This window comes from Franconibacter sp. IITDAS19 (assembly GCF_023079515.1).
Lineage (GTDB): Bacteria > Pseudomonadota > Gammaproteobacteria > Enterobacterales > Enterobacteriaceae > Franconibacter > Franconibacter pulveris.
The window spans coordinates 552,562-576,048 of the sequence record NZ_JALJCP010000002.1; the positions used below are offsets into that span (position 1 = coordinate 552,562).

At 62.5% G+C, this 23,487-nt stretch carries 14 protein-coding genes; 6 read left to right on the forward strand and 8 right to left on the reverse strand.

Annotated elements, in window-relative coordinates:
- The first annotated feature begins 69 nt into the window (after positions 1-69).
- Positions 70-2,373 carry a patatin-like phospholipase family protein gene (locus tag MT962_RS08505; protein ID WP_247365375.1) on the forward strand — a complete coding sequence of 768 codons (2,304 nt, stop codon included), beginning with the start codon at positions 70-72 and terminating at the stop codon, positions 2,371-2,373.
- 54 nt (positions 2,374-2,427) lie between these two features.
- On the opposite strand, the gene MT962_RS08510 is transcribed toward MT962_RS08505, so the two are convergent.
- Positions 2,428-3,819: a NarK family nitrate/nitrite MFS transporter gene (locus MT962_RS08510; protein ID WP_247365377.1), complete on the reverse strand. Its 1,392-nt coding sequence runs from the start codon at positions 3,817-3,819 to the stop codon at positions 2,428-2,430.
- Between the two features lie 307 nt (positions 3,820-4,126).
- On the opposite strand from MT962_RS08510, the gene narX reads away from it, so the two are divergent.
- Both narX and narL read left to right on the forward strand, forming a co-directional pair.
- Positions 4,127-5,920, forward strand: a complete 1,794-nt coding sequence (gene narX / locus MT962_RS08515; protein ID WP_048888834.1) for a nitrate/nitrite two-component system sensor histidine kinase NarX — start codon at positions 4,127-4,129, stop codon at positions 5,918-5,920.
- Positions 5,913-6,563 carry a two-component system response regulator NarL gene (gene narL, locus MT962_RS08520; RefSeq protein ID WP_024559770.1) on the forward strand — a complete coding sequence of 217 codons (651 nt, stop codon included), beginning with the start codon at positions 5,913-5,915 and terminating at the stop codon, positions 6,561-6,563. The genes narX and narL overlap by 8 nt, the downstream gene beginning before the upstream one ends.
- Here narL and MT962_RS08525 read toward each other — a convergent pair.
- A complete protein-coding gene (locus MT962_RS08525) occupies positions 6,560-7,939 on the reverse strand; it encodes a YchO/YchP family invasin (RefSeq protein WP_051390632.1) in 1,380 nt (459 codons plus the stop codon). The genes narL and MT962_RS08525 overlap by 4 nt on opposite strands.
- Positions 7,940-8,180: 241 nt before the next feature.
- Between MT962_RS08525 and MT962_RS08530 the strand changes: the two genes are divergently transcribed.
- Positions 8,181-8,732, forward strand: coding sequence for a YbhB/YbcL family Raf kinase inhibitor-like protein (locus tag MT962_RS08530; protein ID WP_024556070.1), 552 nt, complete (start codon positions 8,181-8,183; stop codon positions 8,730-8,732).
- Here MT962_RS08530 and MT962_RS08535 read toward each other — a convergent pair.
- The 6 genes from MT962_RS08535 to MT962_RS08560 all read right to left on the reverse strand — a co-directional run bounded on the left by MT962_RS08535 (position 8,670) and on the right by MT962_RS08560 (position 21,000).
- Positions 8,670-11,309, reverse strand: coding sequence for a nitrate reductase (locus MT962_RS08535; protein WP_247365379.1), 2,640 nt, complete (start codon positions 11,307-11,309; stop codon positions 8,670-8,672). The two genes, MT962_RS08530 and MT962_RS08535, sit on opposite strands and share 63 nt — an antisense overlap.
- Positions 11,306-15,370, reverse strand: a complete 4,065-nt coding sequence (nirB, locus tag MT962_RS08540; protein ID WP_247365382.1) for a nitrite reductase large subunit NirB — start codon at positions 15,368-15,370, stop codon at positions 11,306-11,308. Before nirB ends, MT962_RS08535 begins: the two co-directional genes overlap by 4 nt.
- A 9-nt stretch (positions 15,371-15,379) precedes the next feature.
- The gene (locus MT962_RS08545) at positions 15,380-16,168 is read right to left on the reverse strand and encodes an ABC transporter ATP-binding protein (RefSeq protein ID WP_247365385.1); all 789 of its coding nucleotides are present in this window, start codon (positions 16,166-16,168) and stop codon (positions 15,380-15,382) included.
- Between the two features lie 9 nt (positions 16,169-16,177).
- Positions 16,178-17,062, reverse strand: a complete 885-nt coding sequence (gene ntrB / locus MT962_RS08550; protein ID WP_028019900.1) for a nitrate ABC transporter permease — start codon at positions 17,060-17,062, stop codon at positions 16,178-16,180.
- Positions 17,063-17,067: 5 nt separating this feature from the next.
- Positions 17,068-18,324, reverse strand: coding sequence for a CmpA/NrtA family ABC transporter substrate-binding protein (locus MT962_RS08555; protein ID WP_024561850.1), 1,257 nt, complete (start codon positions 18,322-18,324; stop codon positions 17,068-17,070).
- 1,461 nt (positions 18,325-19,785) lie between these two features.
- Positions 19,786-21,000 (reverse strand): nitrate regulatory protein, encoded by a 1,215-nt coding sequence (locus tag MT962_RS08560; protein ID WP_247365387.1) that lies wholly within the window; start codon positions 20,998-21,000, stop codon positions 19,786-19,788.
- 75 nt (positions 21,001-21,075) lie between these two features.
- On the opposite strand from MT962_RS08560, the gene MT962_RS08565 reads away from it, so the two are divergent.
- Positions 21,076-21,429: a DsrE/DsrF/TusD sulfur relay family protein gene (locus tag MT962_RS08565; protein ID WP_024558602.1), complete on the forward strand. Its 354-nt coding sequence runs from the start codon at positions 21,076-21,078 to the stop codon at positions 21,427-21,429.
- A 106-nt stretch (positions 21,430-21,535) separates the two neighbouring features.
- Positions 21,536-23,323 carry a methyl-accepting chemotaxis protein gene (locus MT962_RS08570; protein WP_247365388.1) on the forward strand — a complete coding sequence of 596 codons (1,788 nt, stop codon included), beginning with the start codon at positions 21,536-21,538 and terminating at the stop codon, positions 23,321-23,323.
- The last annotated feature ends 164 nt before the right edge of the window (positions 23,324-23,487 follow it).

The window sequence follows — 23,487 nt, forward strand, 5'->3', positions numbered from 1 at the left end:
CGACGGCAAGCGACAGGTTTTCTACAGTAATACTATCTCGCCGTTGACGTCGCCCGAAGGAGGGCCGTAATGCCCCGCAACGTACCCGGGCCTGACAAGCCCGATTCGGCTATTTCTTATGAGGCGCAAAGGGTTGCGGCGCGACGGGCGTTAGCGGGTGTTGAACCTACCGCTCCGCGCTGCGGGCTCGCCCTGTCGGGCGGAGGCCTGCGCAGCGCCACTTTCTCGCTGGGGCTGATTCGCGCCCTGGCCAAACACCGTCTCCTGACTCGCGTTGATTATCTCTCCACCGTCTCGGGCGGCGGCTATGTCGGCGGCATGCTGGGACGGCTTTACAACGAAAATAACGCGAAAAGGGTTGAAGAGAGGCTGGCGGCGGAGGACTCCATCCTGTTGTGGTGGCTTCGTAACCACGGGCGTTACCTGATACCCGTCGGTTCGCGGGAGCTGCAAATCGCGGGCGCGAGTATGCTGCGCGCGTTTGTGCTTAACGCGCTGCTGGTCATCTGGCTTGCGCTGCTGGTCGCCCTGCCCGCGCTGATGGTGACGCAAAAAGGCGGCGGTACGACGCTTTTTCATGATGTTATCTACATCTGCCTGAGCGCCGCAGGCGTCGCGTCGCTCCATTACTGGATGTCGGTAAGCCTGCGCGGCTATTTTTTAGCAGGCGCGGCGCTGCTGATGGCTGGCGGATACGGGTTATACCATCCCGGTTTTCCGGCCACTATCACGTCGTCGCCGGGCATGGGGCTGCTTGCGGCGATGATGCTTTACAGCCTGCTGCTGATGGCTTACGCCGGACGTTGTCGCGGTTCGCCCTCCCGCTGGCGGCTGGGACTGACCTTACATTTGCGGTTCTGGCTGATGTGCGCGCTGTTGCTGGCGCTACTCTGGGCGCTCGGCGCCATCGCTCGCGAGGCGCATGGCTATCTGCCAACGCTCTGGCAGAGCACGGTCTGGCTGTTAGCGCTGCTCGCAGGCGGCAAGCTTCTTCTGTTGGCCGGGCTGCTCGCGAAGCTGCCGGTAAAAAAAGGGCTGTTGATTCGCCTTAGCGTCAACCGGCGCTCCTGGCTTAATCTCGCAGGCGTTTTCATACTGGCGACGCTGCTGACGCTGGTCGCCAACTGGCTGCTGGCGCTGGGGGAAAGCGAGCTTCTCACCCCAGCGCTCCGTGCGCTGCCGCCCGTTCTCGGGTCGCTTGCCAACGAAGCCTGGATGCTTTTAGTCTGGTGCTGCGCCTTGCTCACCCTGTGCTGCCTGCGCGCCATGCCGGAACTGCTTAACCTCGCCTCGTTGCACCATTTTTATCGCGCGCGGCTTGAGCGGGCCTGGCTTTCGCCTGGCAACCGGCAGCGTTTCGAAAGCGACCCGCTGGATAGCTACGCTGCGGAAAAAGCGCTGAAGGTGAAGAAAGTTACCCGCGCGCTTGAGGGAGACGATATCGCGCTTCAGGACTATCAGCCGCACCGCCACGGCGGCCCCATCCATCTTATCAACTGCTGTCTGAACCAGACAATCGACGACCAGACCGGCGGCTATGTGGCAGATCGTAAAGGCAGGGTGCTGACGGTCAGCAGCCTCGGTCTGGAGCGCGGCGGCGCAGCGCCTGAAGGGAATGTGCCACCGGGTGCGCTTTCGCACTGGCTCGCGGTATCCGGCGCGGCGGTCAGCGCCGGGACAGGTTCACGCACCGCGCCAGGCGCGGCGTTCTTGATTTTTCTCTTCGGCGCCAGGCTTGGCTACTGGCAACGTAACGCGTCTGCACATCGCAAGAGCCGCGAAAACGCGCTCTGTCGGGTGTTTCGCACGCTCACCGCGCCGCCTGGCTATCTGGCGGGCGAGATGCTGGCGCGCTTTCCGGGTCCTGATAAGCGCTACGTTTTTCTCTCAGACGGCGGTCATGTGGAAAATACAGGCGTCTATCCGCTCTTAAAGCGCCGTTTGCCCCTGATTGTGCTGGCGGAATGCGGCGCGGACCCGGACTTTTTGTGGGACGATCTGGAAAACCTGGTGCGTAAGGCGCGAATCGAACTTCACACGGAGATAACGTTTGACGACGATCCGCCCGCGCCCTTCGTTACGCCTGCGCATTTCTCCCGGGAGCCGGGTTCGCCGCTGCTGCTGACGCGCCTGCGCTATCCGCAGGGCGAAACGGGCGCGCTTATCGTGGTCAAACCTCGTCGTCTGAAAAACGCCACGCCAGATACCGTTGCCTGGAGCGAGCGCGACCGCGGCTTTCCTTTTCAGAGCACAACGTACCCTTTATTCGATGAGGAGCAGTGGGAAGCTTATCACCAGTGCGGTTTAGCGGCGGGTGAGTTAGTCGATGAGGCGTTGCTTGAGGCGGCGCTGAAATACGTTCGCGGCCGGTGAGAAGAAAAAAAAGCGCGACCGAAGCCGCGCAAAGGATAACCAAAAGGTTAACTGTCAGCGTGCCGACTTGCGGCCGTAAATGGCCCAGGTCACCACAACGCAAACGACATAGAAGACAAAGAAGAGTTTCATCGCGCCCGCCGGCGAGCCAGTTAAGGCAAGCGAGGTGCCGAATGCTTTCGGGATAAAGAAGCCGCCAATCGCGCCGATGGCGGAGATAAACCCGAGCGCCGCCGCCGTGTCGGTGGCCGCTTCGCGCAGCGCCTGCTCTTCGCTGCCGCCCTGCGCCTTCACGCGGTCCATGGTCAGCTTGCGGAAGATAACTGAAATCATCTGGAAGGTGGAACCGCTGCCCAGCCCCGCCGTCAAGAACAGCAGCAGGAAGACGCCGAAGAAAGCGACAAAGTTGCCGCCCTCGCCGCCGGAAGGCAGCGTGAGGAAAAGCAGCGCGCTGAATATCGCCATCAGAATAAAGTTCACCAGCGTCACCCGCGTGCCGCCGAGGCAATCGGAGATAGCGCCGCCCGCCGAACGGGCAAGCGCGCCCACCAGCGGCCCGAAGAAGGCGAAATGCAGAATATCCACCTGGGGAAACTGCGTTTTGGAGAGCATGGCGAAACCGGCGGAGAAACCGATAAACGAGCCAAACGTCGCCAGATAAAGCAGACTCATAATCCACAAATGGCCGCGCTTAAGCACAGGCAACTGCTCGCGCAAGGACGCTTTCGACGTGGCGAGATCGTTCATGCCGAACCAGGCCGCCACGGTGAATATCGCCAGCGGCAGCACCCAGACCCACGCCGCGTTTTCAAGATAGAGCATCGTGCCGTTATCCTGCTCAACGCCCGTGCCGCCAAAGACCGCGAACATGGAGATCGAAATGGCCAGCGGTGCCACCAGTTGCATAACGCTTACGCCGAGGTTGCCCAGGCCGCCGTTAATGCCAAGCGCCCCGCCCTGCTTTTGCTTCGGGAAGAAAAAGCTGATGTTCGCCATGCTGGAGGCGAAGTTAGCGCCGGCGAAACCGCACAGCAGCGCGATGATAATAAACGTGCTGAAAGGCGTGGTCGGGTCCTGCACCACCACGCCAAGCCAGGCGCAGGGGATTATCAAAATACCGGTGCTGAACGCGGTCCAGCGGCGGCCGCCGAACACGGGCACCATAAACGCATATGGCACGCGTAGCAGCGCCCCGGAAACCGAAGGCAGGGCCGTCAGCATAAAGAGCTGGTCGGTTGTAAACTGAAAGCCGACCTTGTTCAGGTTCACCGCTACCGCGCTGAACAGCATCCAGACGCAGAAAGCGAGCAGCAGGCAAGGCACCGAAATCCAGAGATTGCGCCGCGCCGTGCGATGCCCCTGGCGTTGCCAGAACGCGCTGTCCTCGGGCCGCCAGTCGGTAATCAACGCGCCGGAGGCACGCTCTGGGACGGAAGAGTGACTCATAGACACCTCAAATGTTGGGGATTTACCCCGCCACCTTAGGCGTTAGGGCGTCACGTAAGTTGATGTAAATCAATGGATATTCACGCCCTGAATCGGTAGAAATTTAACCATGCCCCTTAGTGAGTAGCCGAAGAAAACAAAAAAAGTGTGGTTTTTCACTCCGCTGCGCTTCTTCCTGACCAACCTGCTCCCTTCCCTCCCCCCCGCGGCAATAAAGGAGTAATCCCTTAGAGGTATGGGTATACTCCAGGGGATACCAGACAATAGTTTCCCTGTGGTTTTTCTTGCCTTTCAGGACGCGCCGCGCATGCTAAAACGCCTCTTTTCCCCGTTGACGCTGGTTAACCAGCTGGCCTTGATTGTCTTTCTGCTCGCCGGGCTTGGCGTAACGGGCATGGGCGTCGCGGGCTGGCTGGCGCAGGGCATTCAGGGCAATGCGCACGCCATCAATAAGGCAGGCTCCCTGCGTATGCAAAGCTATCGTCTGCTCGCCAGCGTGCCGCTGGATGCGCGCGACGCGCCCCTGCTGAACGAAATGGCGCGCACCGCCTGGAGCCCGGAGCTTGAGCATGCCGCGGCTCGCGACGGCCAGCAGCCGCAGTTACGGGCGATTCAGACATACTGGCGGCGCTTTCTGTCACCCGCCTTGCGCGCCGCCTCCTCCCCACAGGAGGTGAACGCCGCGGTTGGGCAGTTCGTCAGCCAGATAGACAGCCTGGTCACCGCCTTCGATCACACCACGGAGCTGCGCATTCAGCGCGTGGTCTGGCTCCAGCGCGCCATGGCGCTGCTGACAGGGCTTTTGCTTATCTTCACGCTGGTCTGGCTGCGCAAGCGGCTGCTGCGCCCCTGGCGGGCGCTGTTGGCCATGGCGCAGGCGGCGGGACAGCGCGACTTCAGCCAGCGCGTGCAGATAGCCGGGCGCGATGAAATGGCGACGCTCGGCCAGGCGCTTAACAGCATGTCGGCGGAACTTGCGCAAAGCTACGCGGTGCTGGAAGCGCGGGTGAAGGAGAAAACCGCGGGCCTTGAGCACAAGAACCAGATCCTCGCCTTTCTCTGGCAGGCGAACCGCCGTCTGCACTCCAGCGCGCCGCTGTGCGAAAGGCTGGCGCCGGTGTTGAACGATTTGCAACAGCTGACGCTGCTGCACGACCTCGCGCTGCGGGTTTATGAAGTGGACGACGAAGAGCACTATCAGGAGTTTCTCTGGCAGCCGGACGAGCGCTGCGCGGAAAAAGGCTGCACGCTCTGCCCGCGCCGCGAGCCTGCGGGCGAGACGCAGACCACGCTGAAATGGCGGCTGGCGGACAGCCATACCCAGTACGGCCTGCTGCTGGCGAAGCTGCCGCCGGGCTGTCATTTAAGCCACGATCAGCAGCAGATGATCGATACCCTTACCGAGCAGCTCACCGCCACGCTCGCGCTTGAGCGTCAGCAGGAGCGCAAGCAGCAGCTTATCTTGCTGGAAGAGCGCGCGGCCATCGCCCGCGAGCTGCATGATTCCATCGCCCAGTCGCTCTCCTGTATGAAAATGCAAGTCAGTTGCCTGCAAATGCAGGGCGACGCGCTGCCGCAGGCGAGCCGCGACCTGCTCGGGCAGATCCGCAACGAACTTAACACCTCCTGGCGGCAGCTTCGCGAGCTGCTCACCACGTTTCGTCTTAAGCTTACAGAGCCGGGGCTGAAAGCTGCGCTTGAGGCAAGCTGCCAGGAGTTCGGCGCGCGGCTGGGCTTTCCGGTTACGCTTGATTATCAGCTGCCGCCGCGCCTTGTGCCTTCGCACCAGGCGATACATCTGGTGCAGATAGCGCGTGAAGCGCTCAACAACGCGTTCAAGCATGCCGGCGCCAGCGCCCTGCGCGTTTGCGTAACGCTTCAGGGCAAGCAGGTGCGGCTGACGGTGGAAGATAACGGCTGCGGTCTGCCGGACAACGCCGAGCGCAGCAACCATTACGGCCTGATTATTATGCGTGACCGCGCCCAGAGTTTGCGCGGTGACTGTCAGATCCGGCGACGGGAAGCAGGCGGCACCGAAGTGGTGGTGACCTTTATCCCCGATGCGCCCCTTTTATCTGTACAAGGAGAATCCCATGAGTAACCCGGAACCGGCCACTATCCTGTTGATTGATGACCATCCTATGCTGCGCACCGGCGTGAAGCAGCTCATCAGCATGGCGCCTGGCATTACGGTTGTCGGCGAGGCGGGCAATGGCGAACAGGGTATCGAAATGGCCGAGGCGTTAGATCCGGACCTGGTCCTGCTCGACCTGAACATGCCGGGCATGAACGGGCTGGAAACCCTGGATAAGCTGCGCGAGAAGGCCCTGTCCGGCCGCGTGGTGGTCTTTAGCGTTTCTAACCATGAAGAAGATGTGGTGACGGCGCTCAAGCGCGGCGCGGACGGCTATCTGCTTAAAGACATGGAGCCGGAAGAGCTGCTGCGGGCGTTGCAGCAGGCGGCGGCAGGCGAAATGGTGCTGAGCGAAGCGCTGACGCCGGTGCTGGCGGCGAGCCTTCGCGCCAGCCGCGCCACCTCCGAGCGCGACGTGTCGCAGCTTACCCCGCGCGAGCGCGACATCTTAAAGCTCATCGCCCAGGGGCTGCCGAACAAAATGATCGCCCGCAAGCTCGATATCACCGAAAGCACCGTCAAAGTGCACGTGAAGCACTTGCTGAAAAAGATGAAGCTAAAATCCCGCGTGGAAGCGGCGGTCTGGGTGCATCAGGAGCGCGTCTTTTAATCCGCCGGCAACAGGTTATAGCGCGGGTCGTCCTGCGGCAGCGTCTGCACCGGTTCGGTCAGGCGCAGGGTTATCCAGTTTGAAGTCACACGCTGGCCGCGTTCATCTTCCACCGTGACAGAAAGCCGCCAGCTGTTGTTCGCCCCCGCCGCGCTGTCCCAGGCGGGCATAATGATGCTCCAGCCGTCGGCGCTGCGACCGTTAAGCGGCGGCGTCAGGCTCAGCGCCTGGGTGTCGCCCTGCCAGGAGAGCTGGCGAATGCCGTGCACACTGCGCACCTGCAGCTTCAACGCCACCGTCTCTCCAGGCGCCAGATCCCAGGGCGGCGTGGCGAGAAACACCGACAGGGTTTTGCGCTGGCGAAATTCCATCACCGGCGCGCCGCTGCGTTCCACGCGGTCATAGCGACTGCCGCGCAGCGAACGGGCGTTCTCCACTTCCGCTGCGGAGAGCTGTTTGCCAAGCGGCACGCCGAAGCGATAGTTAACCCGCAGGCCGAGGTTATTCTGGCTCTCGCCGCTCTCCCCCTGCTTATGCTGCGCGCTCAGCGTCACCAGCGGCACCGGCGTGTAGCTCAGCCCCACTTTCACGGCCATCGGATTATGGTAGCCGGTGCCGCTGTCGAAGAGATCGACCCTGTCACCAAAGTACTGCTCAAGGCTCAGGCTGGTGTTAACGTGCCGGTAAAAGGGCAGCCAGGCCTGCGCCGTGACGTCATAGCCTCTCGCCAGCCGCTGCTCCTGAAGTTCGGTCTCGCCGGTGCGCCAGCCACTGAGCGGCTGATAGTAGTTGGCGGAAAGCCGCAGATACTCGCCCCAGGCTTCCGCGCCGAAGCCCGCGCGCTGAAGGTTTTCTTCCAGCAGGCTGTCGTAAAAGGTGTTGTAGCCAAGCAGCCAGTCGCCCGCCACCCAGCGCTGGCCGACGCCCGCATTGCCCACTAACCCGTCGCTGCGCTCGCTGACGCCAAGCTGCGTCCAGGTCAGGTAGCGGTTGTTATCCTGCCAGGGGGTAAAGAGCGAACCGCTGCTGCCGTTGAAATTGCCATGTTCGTCCACCAGCAGATCGATACTGGCGGTGCCGAGCGGCGAAAGCAGCGATTCAGCCTCGCTGGTCACCTCTTTGCTTAAGGCGTCGCGCAAATGCGTAAAGGCAAACTGCCGCGCCTGCTGACCGGGCGCCAGGTCGCTTTCCGTCTGGCTCGCCTCGCCAAAAGCTTTGGCGACGGTCGCGATATGGCGCGCCGTGGCGTCGCTTTCCGGAGCCATGCCGAGGTCGGGCAGGTTATCGTTATCATTATCGAAGGGGTTTTGCGCCTTTTGCATAAAGGTCGCCGGGGCACCGGCAGCCCCGCCCCCGGTGAGGAGCGCAAGCAGCATTAACGATGAAACAGCAGGTTTACGTAACAACAGCATAACGACAGGCGGCGACAGCTCTCAGACCGGTTAACCGGGACAACAAAACATCGGCTCAGTATAACATACCCCTCCCTCACGCTAAGCGCCCTCACCCGTTTGCACCAGAAAGCGGGCCGCCAACACGCGATTTCAGGATTATCCTCAGGCGCTTTTACCCCTCTGCGCTACGCTTAACTCACCCACCCCGCGCGAGAACCCGATGATGAAAAGGCCGCTGTTTTCTGCGTTTACCTGCGCCGCCGCGCTGTTTGCGACCGCCGTTCAGGCGGAAGGCATTTTTATGTTGCAGTCCCCGGCGATTGCCGATAACGCCATGATGGAGAAAAAATACGCCGGCAACGCCAACGATAACCCCAACTGCACGGGCGAGAACCAGTCGCCGCCGCTGGTCTGGAGCAACGAGCCGCAAGGCACGAAAAGCTATGCGCTGATTGTTTTCGATCCGGAAGGCGCCAAAGGGCTTGGCGTTACGCATCTGGTGGCTTACAACATTCCCCCTACCGCAACCGGCTTCGCGGCCAACGATCTGCGCGACGCTAAAGGGTTTACCGGCGGGAAAACCACCCCCGGCACTCACGCCTGGTATGGCCCCTGCCCGCCGACCGGCAGCGGCGCGCACCACTATAATTTCACCCTTATCGCCACGGACCTTGAGCCGAACCTTCCGGCGGGGCTGACCCGTGAAGAGCTGTTACAGAAGCTTAAGGGGCACGCGCTCGCCGCTACGGGTCTCGTGGGCCGCTTCGGCCAGTAACGCTTTGAGCTCCGGCACGCAGGAGCCGCAGTTGGTGCCGCAGCGCAGCTTTTCGCCCAGCGCTGCGGCGCTGGCGCAGCCCTCCAGAATAGCGGCCCGAATGCGATTTTCCCCCACGCCAAAGCAGCTACAGATTGTCCGCCCCGCCTCCTCCTGCTCGCCGGGCGCTTTGCCGCCAAGCAGCGCGTGACGCTCCAGCGCCGTGGTGGGCGGCTGCGTGAAGGCGGCCAGCACCGCCTCGCGCTGAACGTTTGGCGCGCTGTTTGCGCCAAAAAAGGCCAGTTGCAGTTCGCCTTCGCGCCACGCCAGCAAATGATAAAACCCCTCTCCTTGTGCGTACTGAAGTTGCCAGCCCTGAGCGCGGCAAAGCTGCGCAACCCATGTCTGCGCCGGGCCGTCAGTGGCAAAAAGAACATGGTGAAACGCCCCCGCCGCCTGTCGCCACCAGATAGTCTCCGGCGACAGCGCGACCGCCTCGCGGCTGAAGATTTCCCCCTGCCACGCGGCGCGCCACGCCTCCACACGCACCGCGGTCTGCTTGCTTTCCGGCTGTCCGGAGTGCGGGTCAACCACCGGCGCCACCAGCGCGTTAACCCGCCCCTGCCGGGCGAAGCGGTCGTTCCAGTGCATCGGCGCGAAAAGCGCGCCCGGCCTCTGCGCAGCCGTAACGTTGACTTTCGCTACCATCCAGCCCAGAGGCGAACTCACCCGCGCCAGCGCCTGCGGGAAAAGCCCGTAGCGCGCGGCATCGTCCGGATGCACATCCAGCTGCGGCTGCGGGATGTGCTGCATCAGACGCGGCACCTCGCCGGTGCGCGTCATGGTGTGCCACTGGTCGCGAATGCGCCCGGTATTCAGCAGCAAAGGGTACTGCGCGTTCACCTGCGCCTGCGGCAGTTGCGGCGTGACGGCGACCATCTGCAGTTTCCCCTCTTTTCGCCATCCGCGCCGCTGCGTCAGCAGCCGCGCCGCGCCCTGCGGGTTGGCGGCGTTTATCGGCCACTGCACGGGTTCAAGCGCGTCGTACTCTGCGCGCGACAACCCGGCAAGCCCGCTGATATCAAACGCCCGCGCGCCGTCGTTTTCAAAACCGGAGAGCGCCGCATGCTCGCAAAAAACCTCATGCGGATGCGCCCAGCCAAACGCCTCGCTAAAGCCGAGCCGCTGCGCCATTTGCGCCACAATCCACCAGTCGGCCCGCGCGTCGCCGGGCGCGTCCAGGAAGGGCCGCTGGCGCGAGATACGCCGTTCGGAATTGGTCACGGTGCCGTTTTTCTCGCCCCAGGCCAGCGCCGGAAAGCGGATATGCGCAAAGCAGCCGGTGTCCGTTTGCGCCGCCACCTCAGAGACAATGACCAGCGGGCAGGCCGCGAGCGCCGTCCGCACCCGGTCGCTATCCGGCAGCGAAACCGCCGGGTTGGTGCCCATCACCCACACCGCTTTCACCTCGCCGCGCCCGATGGCGTCAAACAGCTCCACCGCCATCAGCCCTGGCGTGTGAGCAATGCGCTCGCTTCCCCAGAAACGGCCGAGCCGGGCGATATCCGCCGGTTCGAAGTTCATGTGGCAGGCAAGCTGGTTGGCAAGCCCGCCCACCTCGCGACCGCCCATGGCGTTTGGCTGTCCGGTCAGCGAAAAGGGGCCGCAGCCGGGGCGGCCGATTTTTCCGCTCGCCAGATGCAGGTTAATGATGGCGTTGCACTTGTCGCTGCCGCTGGAAGACTGGTTAATGCCCATCGTATAGAGCGTCATAACGCGCGGAGCAGAGAGGAAGTCATCATAAAAGCGCGCGACGTCATCCGGCGTTACGCCGCAAAAGTCCGCCACCCGCTCAAGGGACCACTCTCGCGCAACGGCAAAGGCGTCGCTTGCGCCGTCAAAATCGCAAGCCTGCTCGTCTATCAGCGCCAGCAGGCCGACAAACAGCCCGGCGTCGCTACCCGGTTTTATCGCCAGATGTTTGTCGGCAATATCGCAGGTGGCGGTGCGCCGCGGGTCGATCACCACGATTTTCATCTCCGGGCGCGCCTGTTTCGCCGCCGCAATGCGCTGATAAAGCACCGGATGCGCCCAGGCGGCGTTCGCGCCGACCAGGATGAGCAGGTCCGTTTGCTCCACATCCTCATAGCTGCACGGCACCGCGTCCGCGCCAAACGCGCGTTTGTAGCCCACCACAGCGGAAGACATGCAAAGCCGGGAGTTGGTATCGATATTCGCCGCGCCGATAAACCCTTTCATCAGCTTGTTGGCAGCGTAATAATCTTCCGTCAGCAGCTGGCCGGAGGCGTAAAAGGCGACGGCCTGCGGGCCGTGCTGGTCGATAATGGCGCGCAGGCGCCCGCCCGCTTCATCCAGCGCGCGCGCCCAGCTTACCCGCTCCCCCCCCACTTCGGGGTAAAGCAGCCGCCCGGCAAGGCCGGTGGTTTCGCCAAGCGCCGCGCCTTTTACGCACAGCCGTCCAAAGTTCGCCGGGTGCCGCTCATCGCCACGCACCGTCACCGCGCCGCGCTCGTCGCGCTGCGCAACCACACCGCAGCCCACGCCGCAGTACGGGCAGGTGGTGCGCGCCGCGTTCATGACGCCTCCGCGCGCGCGATCAGCGCCTGGCTGCCGACCAGCACTTTGCCCGCTTCCACTTTTACCGGCCAGGCGCGCACGCAGACGGCGTCATTCTCCACGCCGCGGCCGTCGCGCAGGCGGATGCGCTGTTTATAGAGCGGGCTGATAACGATGGGCTCCCCCGCCGCATCGCCGAGCAGGCCGCGCGAAAGCACATTCGCCTCGCTGCCAGGCTCAAGGTTATCCAGCGCGTAAACCTGCTCGCCGATGCGAAACAGCGCGATCTGCCTCTCGCCAAGGCGCGCGCCGATCCCCGCCTGCGGCGGAATATCGGTCACGTCGCAGACGGCCTGCCACGGACGCTCGCTCGCCTCCAGGCTTACCGGCTCCACCACCTCAACAGGCTGCGGCTGGCCGCGCAGCGTGCGGCGCTGCACCGCTTCGTCAGGCTTGTCGCTGTTAACGAAAGAGCGAAACAGCGCCAGCCGGTCGGGGCTTGCCAGCGTGGTTTGCCACTCACACTGGTAGCTGTCGACAACCTGCGCCATTTCGCGCTCAAGCTCTTCGCCGATGCCGAGCGAATCCTCGAGAATGACCTCACGCAGGTACGCCACTCCGCCCTCCAGGTTATCCATCCAGACGCTGGTGCGCTGCAGGCGGTCGGCAGTGCGGATGTAAAACATCAAAAAGCGGTCGATGGTGCGGATAAGCGTGTCGTGGTCGAGATCGCTTGCGAAGAGATCCGCGTGGCGCGGTTTCATGCCGCCGTTGCCGCAAAGGTAAAGGTTCCAGCCCTTCTCGGTGGCGATAACGCCCACATCTTTGCCCTGCGCTTCGGCGCACTCGCGGGTGCAGCCGGAAACCGCCATCTTAATTTTGTGCGGCGCGCGTAGCCCCTTGTAGCGGTGTTCCAGTTCCACCGCGAGTCCGGTGGAGTCCTGCACGCCATAGCGACACCAGGTAGAGCCGACGCAGGATTTCACCGTGCGCAGCGATTTCCCGTAGGCGTGCCCGGTTTCAAAACCTGCCGCCACCAGTTCCGCCCAGATGGCGGGCAATTCTTCCAGACGAGCGCCAAAAAGATCGATACGCTGACCGCCGGTTATCTTGCTGTAGAGGTTATAGCGTTTGGCTATCTGGCCGATGGCGATAAGCCCGTCCGGCGTCACCTCGCCTGCCGCCATGCGCGGCACAATGGAATAGGTGCCGTCTTTCTGGATATTGGCGAAGTAGCGGTCGTTGGTGTCCTGCAGCGGCAGGTGCGCAGGCTTAAGCAGGTATTCATTCCAGCAGGAGGCGAGCACGGAACCCACCAGCGGCTTGCAGATTTCACAGCCGTGGCCCTGACCGTAGCGGCTGATAAGCTGTTCAAAAGTGCGGATGTGGTTAACGCGCACCAGGTGATAAATCTCCTGGCGCGAGTACGGGAAGTGTTCGCAGATATCTTTTTTCACCGCCACGCCCTGCTGCTCAAGCTGGTATTCCATCACCTGCTTCACCAGCGCGCTGCAGCCGCCGCAGCCGGTGGCCGCTTTGGTGCAGCTTTTAACCGCCCCCATCTCAACGGCGCCGTTCGCCACCGCCGCGCAGATATCCGCCTTGCTGACGTTGTGGCACGAGCAGATCTGCGCGCTTTCCGGCAGCGCCGCCACGCCGAGCCCCTTCGCGGGCGCGCCGCTGCTTGCGGGCAGGATCAGCGTCTCCGGCTGGGCGGGCAGCGCCATGCCGTTAAGCATCATCTGCAACAGCGTGGCGTATTCGCTGCTGTCGCCCACCAGCACGCCGCCAAGCAGCGTTTTGTTGTCTGGCGAAACGACGATTTTTTTATAAATCTGCTGCGGGCCGTTGGTCCACTGGTAGCTCTGGCAGCCCGGCGTTGTGCCGTGCGCGTCGCCGAATGACGCCACTTCCACGCCCAGCAGCTTGAGTTTTGTGCTCATGTCGGCGCCCTGAAACGCCGCCGCCTCGCCCGACAGCTGCGCCGCCGCCACGCGCGCCATCTGGTAGCCCGGCGCCACCAGACCAAAAATTTTGCTCTGCCAGAGCGCACATTCACCAATGGCGAAAATATTCTCATCGCTGGTCTGGCACTGGTCATTAATCACAATGCCCCCGCGCTCGCCTGTCGCAAGCCCTGCGGCTTTCGCCAGCGCATCCTGCGGACGAATGCCGGCGGAAAAGACAATCAGATCGGTCTCCAGGCTTTCGCCATCGGCGAACTGCATGCGCAGGCCGCTCCCCGCAGCGGCGATTTCCGTTGTCGCTTTGCTGGTATGCACGCTAACGCCAAGCGCCTCGATCTTCCCGCGCAGCATCGCTGCACCGGGCGCATCCAGCTGTACCGCCATCAGGCCGGGGGCGAATTCCACCACATGCGTTTGCAGCCCCAGTTGCGTTAAGGCGTTCGCCGCCTCAAGCCCAAGCAGGCCGCCGCCTATCACCACGCCGCGCGTGGCGTTTTGCGCATGGGCGCGAATGGCGTCAAGGTCATCCAGCGTGCGGTAGACAAAGCAGCCCGGCAGGTTGTTGCCCGGCACGGGAGGCACAAAAGGAAAGGAGCCGGTCGCCAGCATCAGTTTGTCCCAGCGGGTTTCGTGGCCTTCGCTGTCGATGACCACCTGTCGGCTGCGGTCTATCCGGTTGATCTTGCACCCGCTGCGCAGTTCAATGCCGTGCGTTTCGAAAAAATGCGCCTGCACCATGGAGAGCGACTGCGCGCTGCGGCCGTTGAAATACTCCGACAGGTGCACCCGGTCATACGCCGGGTGCCGCTCTTCGCCAAAAACGACGATGTGGTAGCGCTCATGCAGCTTCGCGTTCACGCATTGCTCAAGAAAGTGGTGCCCTACCATACCGTGGCCGACGACCACCAGAGTTGATTTTGTCATTGCATCGCTTCCAGCAGCCTGCGGCTGCGAATCGTGGTTAAAGAGGAGCCCGGCGTGTTCATCCACCGGCTGTTGCAGTTGGGCGGCAAGCTGCGCGGCGTCGGAGGTGTCGCCAAACAGCAGCGCGCCCGTCAGCCTGCCGTTGCGGATAAACAGGCGGCGATAGTGACGGGAAAGCGGGTCGAAGGCGGTCAGCGTGCGGCTTTCCGGCGTTGGCGAGATGTCGCCGAGGCTGAAGAGCTCGATGCCCGTCACCTTCAGGCGCGTGCCGCTCTGCTGGTAGCGGAAATCGGCTGCGGGCTCGCCCGCGAGCCGTGCCGCAAGCACGTCCGCCTGTTGCAGACAGGGCGCCACCAGCCCCCACAGCTCGCCGTTGTGTTCACAGCATTCGCCAAGCGCGCTCACGCCCGGATGCGAAGCGCGAAGCTGGCCGTCCACCACAATGGCGCGCTGGCAATGCAGCCCGGCGCCTTGCGCAAGGGCGATGTTCGGCCGGACCCCGGTCGCCATCACTACCCGGCTGGCGGGCAACCGCTCGCCGTCATCAAGCGTGACGTGCTGCGCGTCGATACCCGCAATGCTGTTTGCCAGGCGGCAGTCGATGCCGCGCTCGCGTAGATGTTCCGCCAGCATCGCCCCGGCCTGCTCGTCGAGTTGCTGCTCCATCAGCCACGGATGGCGATGCACCAGCGTGACGTCAGCGCCCTGACGGTTAAGCGCGGCGGCGGCCTCCACGCCGAGCAGCCCGCCGCCGAGCACCACCGCCGGGCCGGGGGCGGCAAGTATCGCCTCCACATCCGCCAGCGTGCGAAACCCGCGCACGTGCGGCAACTGGTGGCCTGCAACAGGCGGAATGAACGGCGTGGAGCCGGTGGCGAAAACCAGCTCGTCCCAGCTGAGCATCCGCGCCGTGGTGCGCAGCCAGCGCGAAGCCACGTCCACCGCTTCCACCTTTTCGCCCGTCAGCAGCTCAACGCCGCGCGCGGCATACCAGGCCGCGTCGTGCAGCTGCGTGGCGCGGGCAGGTTTTTCGCCGCTCAGCACCGGGGAGAGCAGGATGCGGTTGTAGGCAAGCGTCGGCTCTTCGCCAATCAGGGTGATGGCAAAGCGCCCGGGCGCACGGTCGGTAAGCTGCTCCACCAGCCGCACCGCCGCCATGCCGTTGCCGATAATCGCCAGTCGCTGCGCCATGTCGCCTCCTTACGCCGCCTTCGGCTGTTTTTCGTACAGGAAATGCAGGATCTGCTGGCGCAGGTGGTGATAACGGCTCTCTTCGGCCAGCTGTACGCGGTTGCGCGGGCGCGGCAGATCGACCTCCAGCACGTCGCCCACCGTGGCCGCCGGGCCGTTGGTCATAATCAGCACGCGGTCGGAGAGCAGCACCGCTTCGTCCACATCGTGGGTAATCAGCACGATGGTGGTGTTCAACTCGTGCTGGATGTGCATAACGGCGTCCTGAAGATGGGCGCGGGTGAGCGCATCCAGCGCGCCGAAGGGTTCATCCATCAGCAGCACCTTCGGCTTCATCGCCAGCGCCCGGGCGATGCCGACGCGCTGCTTCATGCCGCCGGAGATCTCGCCGGGACGCTTGTTCAGGGCATGCCCCATCTGCACGCGTTCGAGGTTGTGGACGATCCACTCCCGGCGCTCGCTTTTACTCATGCTTTTCTTAAAGACCTGGTCGACCGCCAGCGCCACGTTGTCAAAACAGGTAAGCCAGGGGAGCAGCGAATGGTTCTGGAAGACCACAGCGCGCTCTGGCCCCGGGCCTGCGATTTCGCGGTTGTCGCACAGCAGCCCGCCTTCGCTCGGCAAGGCGATCCCGGCGATAAGGTTGAGCAGCGTCGATTTGCCGCAGCCGGAGTGGCCGATAAGGCTTACGGTTTCCCCTTCGCGGATATCGAAGCTGACGTTCTGCAACGCCAGAAATTCGCCGCTGGCGGTGGAGAAACGCTGGCTGACGTTCTGGACCTGAATAATCGGTTTCATGTGCGCTCCTTATTTTTCCTGCCAGCTAAAGCGGCGGGCGATAAGCATTAGCCCCTGCTCCAGCAGCAACCCGACCACGCCGATGATGACGATGGCGATGAGAATGTTTTCCACGTTGAGGTTGTTCCACTCGTTCCAGATCCAGAAGCCGATGCCGAGGCCGCCGGTCAGCATTTCGGCGGCCACAATCACCAGCCAGGCGATGCCGATGGACAGCCGCACACCGGTGAGCACGGCGGGCAATACCGCCGGAAAAAGAATGCGGCGCATCACTGTCCATTCGGAGAGTTGCAGCACGCGGGCGACGTTCAGGTAATCCTCGGGAATGCGCTTCACCCCATCGGCGGTGTTAATCACCATCGGCCAGATAGAGCAGATAAAAATCGTCCAGCTGGAGGCGGGTTCCGCTTTTTGAAACAGCAGCAGGCCGATAGGCAGCCAGGCGAGCGGGCTGACCGGACGCAGCAGCGCGATAAGCGGCGTAAACATGCGCGAGAAAAAGGTAAAGCGGCCTATCAAAAAGCCGAGCGGAATGCCGACCAGCGCCGCCAGCCCAAAGCCCACCGCCACGCGCATCAGCGAGGCGAGCACGTTCCAGCCGATGCCCTGGTCGTTCGGCCCTTCGTTATAAAAGGGGTCGGCGAAGAGCGTCAGCGCCGAGTCGAGCGTGCTGAGCGGCGTGGGAAAGCCTTTGCTGTTCAGGGCGGCTATCTGCCAGGCCAGCAGCAGCAGCCCCATTCCCAGCAGCGCCGGAATAACGCGCTGAAGCACGGCGTTCACGTGGGTTTGCCACGGCGCGCGACGCTTGCGCACCGCCGGTTTCGGCATGGTTATCACTTCTGCGCGGACGGGTTGCGGCTGCGGCGTAATGTCACTCTGTTGTGCCTGTTTCATCTTGTTTACCCCTGACGATTGAGAGAGAAGCTGGCGGCATAAGCAGCCGGGTTAGCGCCATCCCAGCGGGAGCCATCCATCAGCTGGCTTGTGCGTAGCGGTGAAGCGGGCAGCGCCACGTTGCCCGCGGCGGCGGCGGCCTGCGCGTAGATGTCGGTGCGATTGATGCCTTGCGCGACAGCGCGGTAATCCGGGTCGGTTTTAAGCAGCCCCCAGCGCCGGAACTGGGTGAGAAACCACATGCCGTCCGAAAGCCACGGATAGTTCACGTCGCCATCGGCGAAAAAGCGCATGCCATGCGCGTCGCGCCAGCGTTTGCCGATGCCGTTGTCGTACTCGCCCAGCATGCGCGGCGTGAGGTATTGCTCTTTGGTATTGAGGTAAGCGCGCTTTGCCAGTACGCGGGCGGTCTCGCGCCGGTTATCGTCAGAGGCGTCAATCCAGCGCGCCGCCTCCAGCACCGCCGCCGTTAACGCCCGGGCGGTATTGGGGTTTTGCTCCACCCATAAGCGTCGCGTGCCGAGCACTTTTTCCGGGTGATCGGGGAAGATCGACTGCGACGTGGCGGCGGTAAAGCCGATGCGATCGTTAATGGCCCGGGCGTTCCACGGCTCGCCGACGCAGAAGCCGACCATATTGCCGATGCGCATGTTCATCACCATTTGCGGCGGCGGCACCACGACGGTGCGCACATCGTTAAAGGGATGGATGCCCGCTGACGCCAGCCAGTAGTAGAGCCACATGGCGTGCGTACCGGTGGGAAAGGTATGGGCGAAGGTGTAAGCGCCCGGCTCGGCGCTGGCGATGAGCGTTTTCAGCCCTTCGGCGTCGGTAATGCCCTTTTCCTGCAGATCGGCGGAGAGCGTGATCGCCTGGCCGTTGCGGTTAAGGGTCATCAGGTTAGCCATTGCCTGCTTTTTACCAGCGATGCCCAGCTCAAGCCCATAAAGCAGGCCGTAGAGCACATGGGCGGCATCCAGTTCGCCGGAGACGAGCTTATCGCGCACCGCCGCCCAGCTCGCCTCTTTGCTCGGCACGAGGGTGATGCCATGTTTTTTGTCGAATCCTTTGAGTGCGGCCATCACCACTGGCGCGCAGTCGGTCAGCGGGATAAACCCGACTTTCACGACCGGCAGCTCCGGCGCGTCCGACCCGGCGGCCCAGGCGCTGCTCATCAGTTCCGGCAGCAGCATCGCGCCGCCCAGCGCGGCGCCTGCCTGTAAAAAGCGGCGGCGGGAGAAGGTGTAAGACGAATCGCTCATGTCGGCTCCTGGGAAAAATGCAAAAAAAAGCGCCCGGCAATGTGCGAACACATTGCAGGACGCCTTTATCCTTTCCGGTTGGCCTGCCGTCGTTGGCAGGCTGCCGGGAAATGTCAGTCAGGAGATAGTAAGCAAAGGGTGTGCCAGGTTTATGGAGCGAGGAGGAGGCGGGTTGCGTTCGCCGGAGCGAGGGTTACGTTCGCCGGAGTTGAGTCTGTGCGAGCGGCGAAGGTTACGTTGGCCAGAGTTGAGTATGTGCGAGCGGCGAAGGTTACGTTCGCCGGAGTTGAGTATGTACGAGCGGCGAAGGTTACGTTCGCCAGAGCGTTGTTTTCATATGCACCCTTCCTCCACGCGAACGTGTTAAGGGGGCTCCCCGCCGCCCCCTTAACAATCCCGGCTCCCGGCACGCAAAATCGCCCGCTGAAGCGGGAAACCTCATCTTTTCCCCGCTGTCTTCGGGTCGGGCATGACAGTGCATCCATGCACTGACATGCCCTCGCACCGGGTCCGACCGGTGCGCCCCGGCCACCGTGAAAAAGCTGAGGCGATTTTGAGGCCGGATTCAAACCCTCCGCTTCGGCATTTTTATTTTTGTTACAGGAGATGCTTCGCTTTAACGGCTATATAGGGCATTTTGCAAGGCGGGTCAGTAAAGTGCCACTTGCCCTGTCACAGGATACGGCTGCGCCGTCATTTCCCCTCACCCCGGCCCTCGCCCCTGAGGGAAAAACCCCGCGAGTGGCGCTGCGCTTGCTTACCTTCCACACCACCAAAACGCATCCTGCCTTATAGCGACAACACTATGACTTTTTTCGTCAGCCTGTCAGCGGTGACGTTTATCCGGCCTCAAAATCGCCTTCCGGGCGGGCAGATGGCCGGGGCTGGCCGTCGGGAACGGCCAGAGGCGGGTCGGCACACGGACAAAAACGCCGGGAGCGTTTTTGAACAACGCAAAGCGTTGGCCCCGAAGGGCCGAGGCCCATGGATGGGCCGAGTAACTGCCGTCCTGCCGACCCGACGCCAGATGACAGACCGGAAGGTCTGCCCCGAAGGGGTCGATTTTGCGTGCCGGGAGCCGGGGTTGCCAGGGGGCTGGCTTTGAGCCCCCTGGCACGTTCGCGGGAGGAAAAGTGACATATGAAAACAACATCCTGGCGAACGGAACCCTTCACCGCCCACCCATATGCACGTCATAAAACGCCACCCCGTCCCGGGAAACCCAACACCTGAGCCGCCTGCGCCCCTTAACCCAGCCCTATCCCCACAGGGGCGAGGGAGAAACCCACAGGCAGCGAGCCCCTTAACACGCTCGCGTGAGGGGAAGAGACAAATGAAAACAACACTTCGGCGAACGTAACCCTTCACCGCCCGCGCATATCTCCTGAGAGAATAAAGCTCAGCGCCTGAGCCCCCTTCCTCGCACCATCACCATGCACAAAATGCCCTCTCGCTGTGCAGCTACTCCTTTGGGGTTATCGGCCATAAATCAGCCACGGAGAGCATCGCACGGGCAATCTCCACCATGCGTTTATTCTGGTCCATCGCCAGCTTGCGCAGCTGCTGCCACGCTTGCTCCTCGCTGAGTTGCTGATGGCGAATCAACAGGCTTTTGGCCTTATCGATCACCTTGCGCTCTTCCAGCGTCTCCTGCAGCGAGGCGAGCTGGCGCGTCAGGGTTTCAAGCTGTCTGGCCTGCTGGCGAACCAGCGGCAGCAGATGACGGTCCAGCGCGGCGGGTTCTTCCTGGCAGGCATGATCCTGCACCCAGCGGGAGAAGGCCGCTTCGTCCGGCTCATTGATCTCAGTTTCTTGATGAAGTTGCGCTTGCGCCGCCTGCTGCAATACGGCGATTAATCTCTCTTCGGTTTCGCGCAGTTTGTCGAGACGCTGGGTTTGCAGGGCGAACCAGCGCACCGCCAGCCCGGCAGTCTCTTCATCCGGGGGCAGACGGGTACAGGCAAGGCGCCGCAGTTGCTCCATTTCTCGCGACGCCTCCCCCTGCTCCCGAAACTCTGCGGCAAGTTCTGGCGCGGCAAGGGCGATGAACGTGCCGAAGCAGCGCTGCTGTCCGTCGATGCGGTCCACCAGCATCTGGCGCAGCGGATCGCTGAAGTCTCCTCGGGTAAAGCCCATCGCGCCGATCGCCCGCTCCTGCCCCGCCAGTTCTTTACCCTGCATAAAACTGTAGAGCGCCGTCAGCGCCCGGGCGAGGTTTGCATCATCCAGCGTGTCGTTCGCCTCCGGCACGATGCTCAACAAATGGCCAATGCTCTGGCTGAACTGCGCCATCGCCGCTTCCGGCTCAATACTGCGCGCCTGAATACGGCTACGCAGCGCAGGTAGCGCGTCGAGATACCAGAGCGCGCAGGCCAGCCGCCCGGCAATGGCGGCGTTGATAATCGGGTCGGGCAACACCAGCCGCTGGCGCAGCGCGGCAATTTGTTCATCTGACTGCGCGATGCAAAACGGCACTTCGCGAACAAAAAGCTGGCCGCCGGAACAGAGCCAGATGTTGGAGGCGCCCCGCTCACGCTGTAGCATATGCACCAGATGGCTTATCTGGCTGGCCCATTCCCCTACCTGCAGCCCCGCTTCGAGCTGGCGTCGCCGCTGCTGACGGGCGAAGCGAAACCAGCCCAGCGCATCTGTCGGATGGTCGGCCACATTGCGCATCCTGCATCTCCTGTAACGAGGTTTACCTTATTTCCTTTAAAGCAATAACTGTGCCTTCAGGGCAAAGGAGCCAACATGCAAAATATCGTGATTATCGCAAGCGGCGCCGCTTACGGCAGCGAGTCGTTGTTCAACAGCCTGCGGCTTGCCATTGCGCTGCGCGAGCAGGACGAAAGCGTGACGCTGAAGCTGTTCTTGATGTCCGACGCGGTCACCGCCGGACTGCGCGGCCAGCGCCCCGCCGAGGGGTATAACATCCAGCAAATGCTTGAGATCCTCACCGCCCAGGGCGTGCCGGTAAAGCTCTGTAAGACCTGCACCGACGGGCGCGGCATTACTGACCTGCCGCTGGCGGACGGCATCGCCATCGGCACGCTGGTGGAGCTGGCGCAGTGGACGCTGGCGGCGGACAAGGTGTTGACTTTCTAATAATCACGCCTGGGTAATACTGTTTTCTTATATTGCGACTTTGCGCATCAAGTCCCTGCTGGGGTTGCCGATAGCCCTTTAATAACAACACAGCAGGGTACTTACTATGTTTACTTCTATTCGCACACGGATAATCGCCGCCACCGCCGGCTGTCTGGTTGTCGCGCTTTTGCTTAATACGGTGATTAACTACCTGGTTTCACAACACGATAATCAACAGACCCGCCTCGAAACGCTGCGCAGCACCAGCAAAAGCCATACGCTTGCGATTGCAGACTGGGTAAAAAACAAAATGACGGTTATCCAGTCGCTGGATGCCGTCGCCGTGAGCGAAGACCCGGTGCCGGTGTTTCGCCAGATTGCCGCCGCGGGCGGGTTTACCAACGTCTATGTGGGCTACCCCAGTAAAACCGCGAAATTCTCCGATCCCACTGGCGTGCCCGCCGACTACGATCCGACCATCCGCCCCTGGTATCAGCAGGTGCTGAAGGCCGATGCGCCGGTCGTCACCGCGCCCTACGTCGACGCCGGCACCGGTAAGCTGGTGGTCACATTCGCTGTGCCGGTGAAGCGCAACGGCGAACTTGCCGCTGTGGTGGCGGGCGACCTGTCGATGGAGAGCGTGGTCGCCAACGTGCGCAGCATTCAGCCTACCGAACACAGCAGCGGCATGCTGGTTAACGTCGATGGTTCGGTGATTGCCGCAGGCGACGCGGCGCTGACGCTCAAACCCTTCAGCGAGGCGGTTTCCGGCGTCGAGTTCAGCCAGCTAATTCAGGCGCAGGAAGGCGAAAAAGGCGAACAGGCGGGCGCGGCAAAACAGCTGCTGGCGACGCGGGTGGCGGGTACGCAGTGGTATCTGGTGGTGGCGCTGGATGAAAGCGACGCCACGTCTGGTATGAAGGCGCAACTCAAAGCATCCGCCCTCTCGCTTATCGTTCTGGTGCTGGTGGCCGGCGCGCTGGTGCATCTGCTGGTGGCCAGACTGCTTCAGCGTCTGCTGACCATTCGCGACGCCATGCACGCCATCAGCAACGGCACGAATGATCTTTCTCAACGCCTGCCTGAAAACGGCAGTGACGAAGTGGCGCAAATTGCCCATGCGTTTAACGCCTTCAGCGACAAGCTTTCGGTGGTGATGGGCCATCTGCGCGACGCCAGCGCCTCGGTGAAAGTCGCGGCCAATGAGATTGCGGCGGGCAACCAGGATCTCTCCGGGCGCACCGAGCAGGCAGCCTCCAGCCTGCGCGAAACCGCCAGCGCCGTGGAGCAGATTACCGCCTCCGTCGCGCAGTCTACCGAAGCCGCCGCCCAGGCGAGCGGCCAGGCGCAGACCGCCTCTGAAGTGGCAAGCCGCGGTGGCGAAGTGGTGTCCCGCGCCATCGACACGATGCAGATTATCGAAACCGCCTCGTCGAAGATTGGCGATATTACCAGCGTTATCGACGGCATCGCGTTTCAGACCAATATTCTGGCGCTGAACGCCGCCGTAGAAGCGGCGCGTGCCGGCGAACAGGGCCGCGGCTTCGCCGTGGTGGCGGGCGAAGTGCGCAGCCTCGCCAGCCGCAGCGCGCAGGCGGCGAAAGAGATTAAGTCGCTTATCGACTCCACCACCAGCAGCGTGGCGACAGGCTCGCGCTATGTGCGTGAAGCGGGCGAGTCGATGCAGGACATTGTCAGCAGCATCGGCAATGTTTCCGGCATCATGCAGGAAATCACCATCGCCACCAGCGAGCAGATGAAAGGGATTCAGGAGATTAACCACGCCGTCGTGCATCTCGACCGTATGGTGCAGCAGAACGCCGAGCTGGTCGTGCAATCCGCCGCCGCCGCAGGCGCGCTGCAAAGCCAGGCGGGCGAGCTGGCGGAAACGGCGGGCCATTTCCGCATTTAACCCTGCGCGGGCGCGTTTTCAGGCAATAAAAATGCGCCCGCTGAATGGTTTCAGGAGAAATGTCACAAAAGTTTATGGGTTATCGTTTTTTTTGATCAAAGTCAGCATTAACCGCCCTCCCCTTTGGTGTTATGCAGCAAGGGTTTTGTGAACGAGTTCACTGC

Excerpts from the sequence above, each read along its gene's own strand:
- MT962_RS08570 (WP_247365388.1), top strand. The coding sequence starts at position 21,536 with ATGTTTACTTCTATTCGCACACGGATAATCGCCGCCACCGCCGGCTGT.
- narL (WP_024559770.1), top strand. The coding sequence starts at position 5,913 with ATGAGTAACCCGGAACCGGCCACTATCCTGTTGATTGATGACCATCCT.
- MT962_RS08505 (WP_247365375.1), top strand. The coding sequence starts at position 70 with ATGCCCCGCAACGTACCCGGGCCTGACAAGCCCGATTCGGCTATTTCT.
- MT962_RS08525 (WP_051390632.1), bottom strand. The coding sequence starts at position 7,939 with ATGCTGCTTGCGCTCCTCACCGGGGGCGGGGCTGCCGGTGCCCCGGCG.
- ntrB (WP_028019900.1), bottom strand. The coding sequence starts at position 17,062 with ATGAAACAGGCACAACAGAGTGACATTACGCCGCAGCCGCAACCCGTC.
- MT962_RS08560 (WP_247365387.1), bottom strand. The coding sequence starts at position 21,000 with ATGCGCAATGTGGCCGACCATCCGACAGATGCGCTGGGCTGGTTTCGC.
- MT962_RS08565 (WP_024558602.1), top strand. The coding sequence starts at position 21,076 with ATGCAAAATATCGTGATTATCGCAAGCGGCGCCGCTTACGGCAGCGAG.
- MT962_RS08530 (WP_024556070.1), top strand. The coding sequence starts at position 8,181 with ATGAAAAGGCCGCTGTTTTCTGCGTTTACCTGCGCCGCCGCGCTGTTT.
- MT962_RS08545 (WP_247365385.1), bottom strand. The coding sequence starts at position 16,168 with ATGAAACCGATTATTCAGGTCCAGAACGTCAGCCAGCGTTTCTCCACC.
- narX (WP_048888834.1), top strand. The coding sequence starts at position 4,127 with ATGCTAAAACGCCTCTTTTCCCCGTTGACGCTGGTTAACCAGCTGGCC.
- MT962_RS08555 (WP_024561850.1), bottom strand. The coding sequence starts at position 18,324 with ATGAGCGATTCGTCTTACACCTTCTCCCGCCGCCGCTTTTTACAGGCA.
- nirB (WP_247365382.1), bottom strand. The coding sequence starts at position 15,370 with ATGGCGCAGCGACTGGCGATTATCGGCAACGGCATGGCGGCGGTGCGG.
- MT962_RS08535 (WP_247365379.1), bottom strand. The coding sequence starts at position 11,309 with ATGAACGCGGCGCGCACCACCTGCCCGTACTGCGGCGTGGGCTGCGGT.
- MT962_RS08510 (WP_247365377.1), bottom strand. The coding sequence starts at position 3,819 with ATGAGTCACTCTTCCGTCCCAGAGCGTGCCTCCGGCGCGTTGATTACC.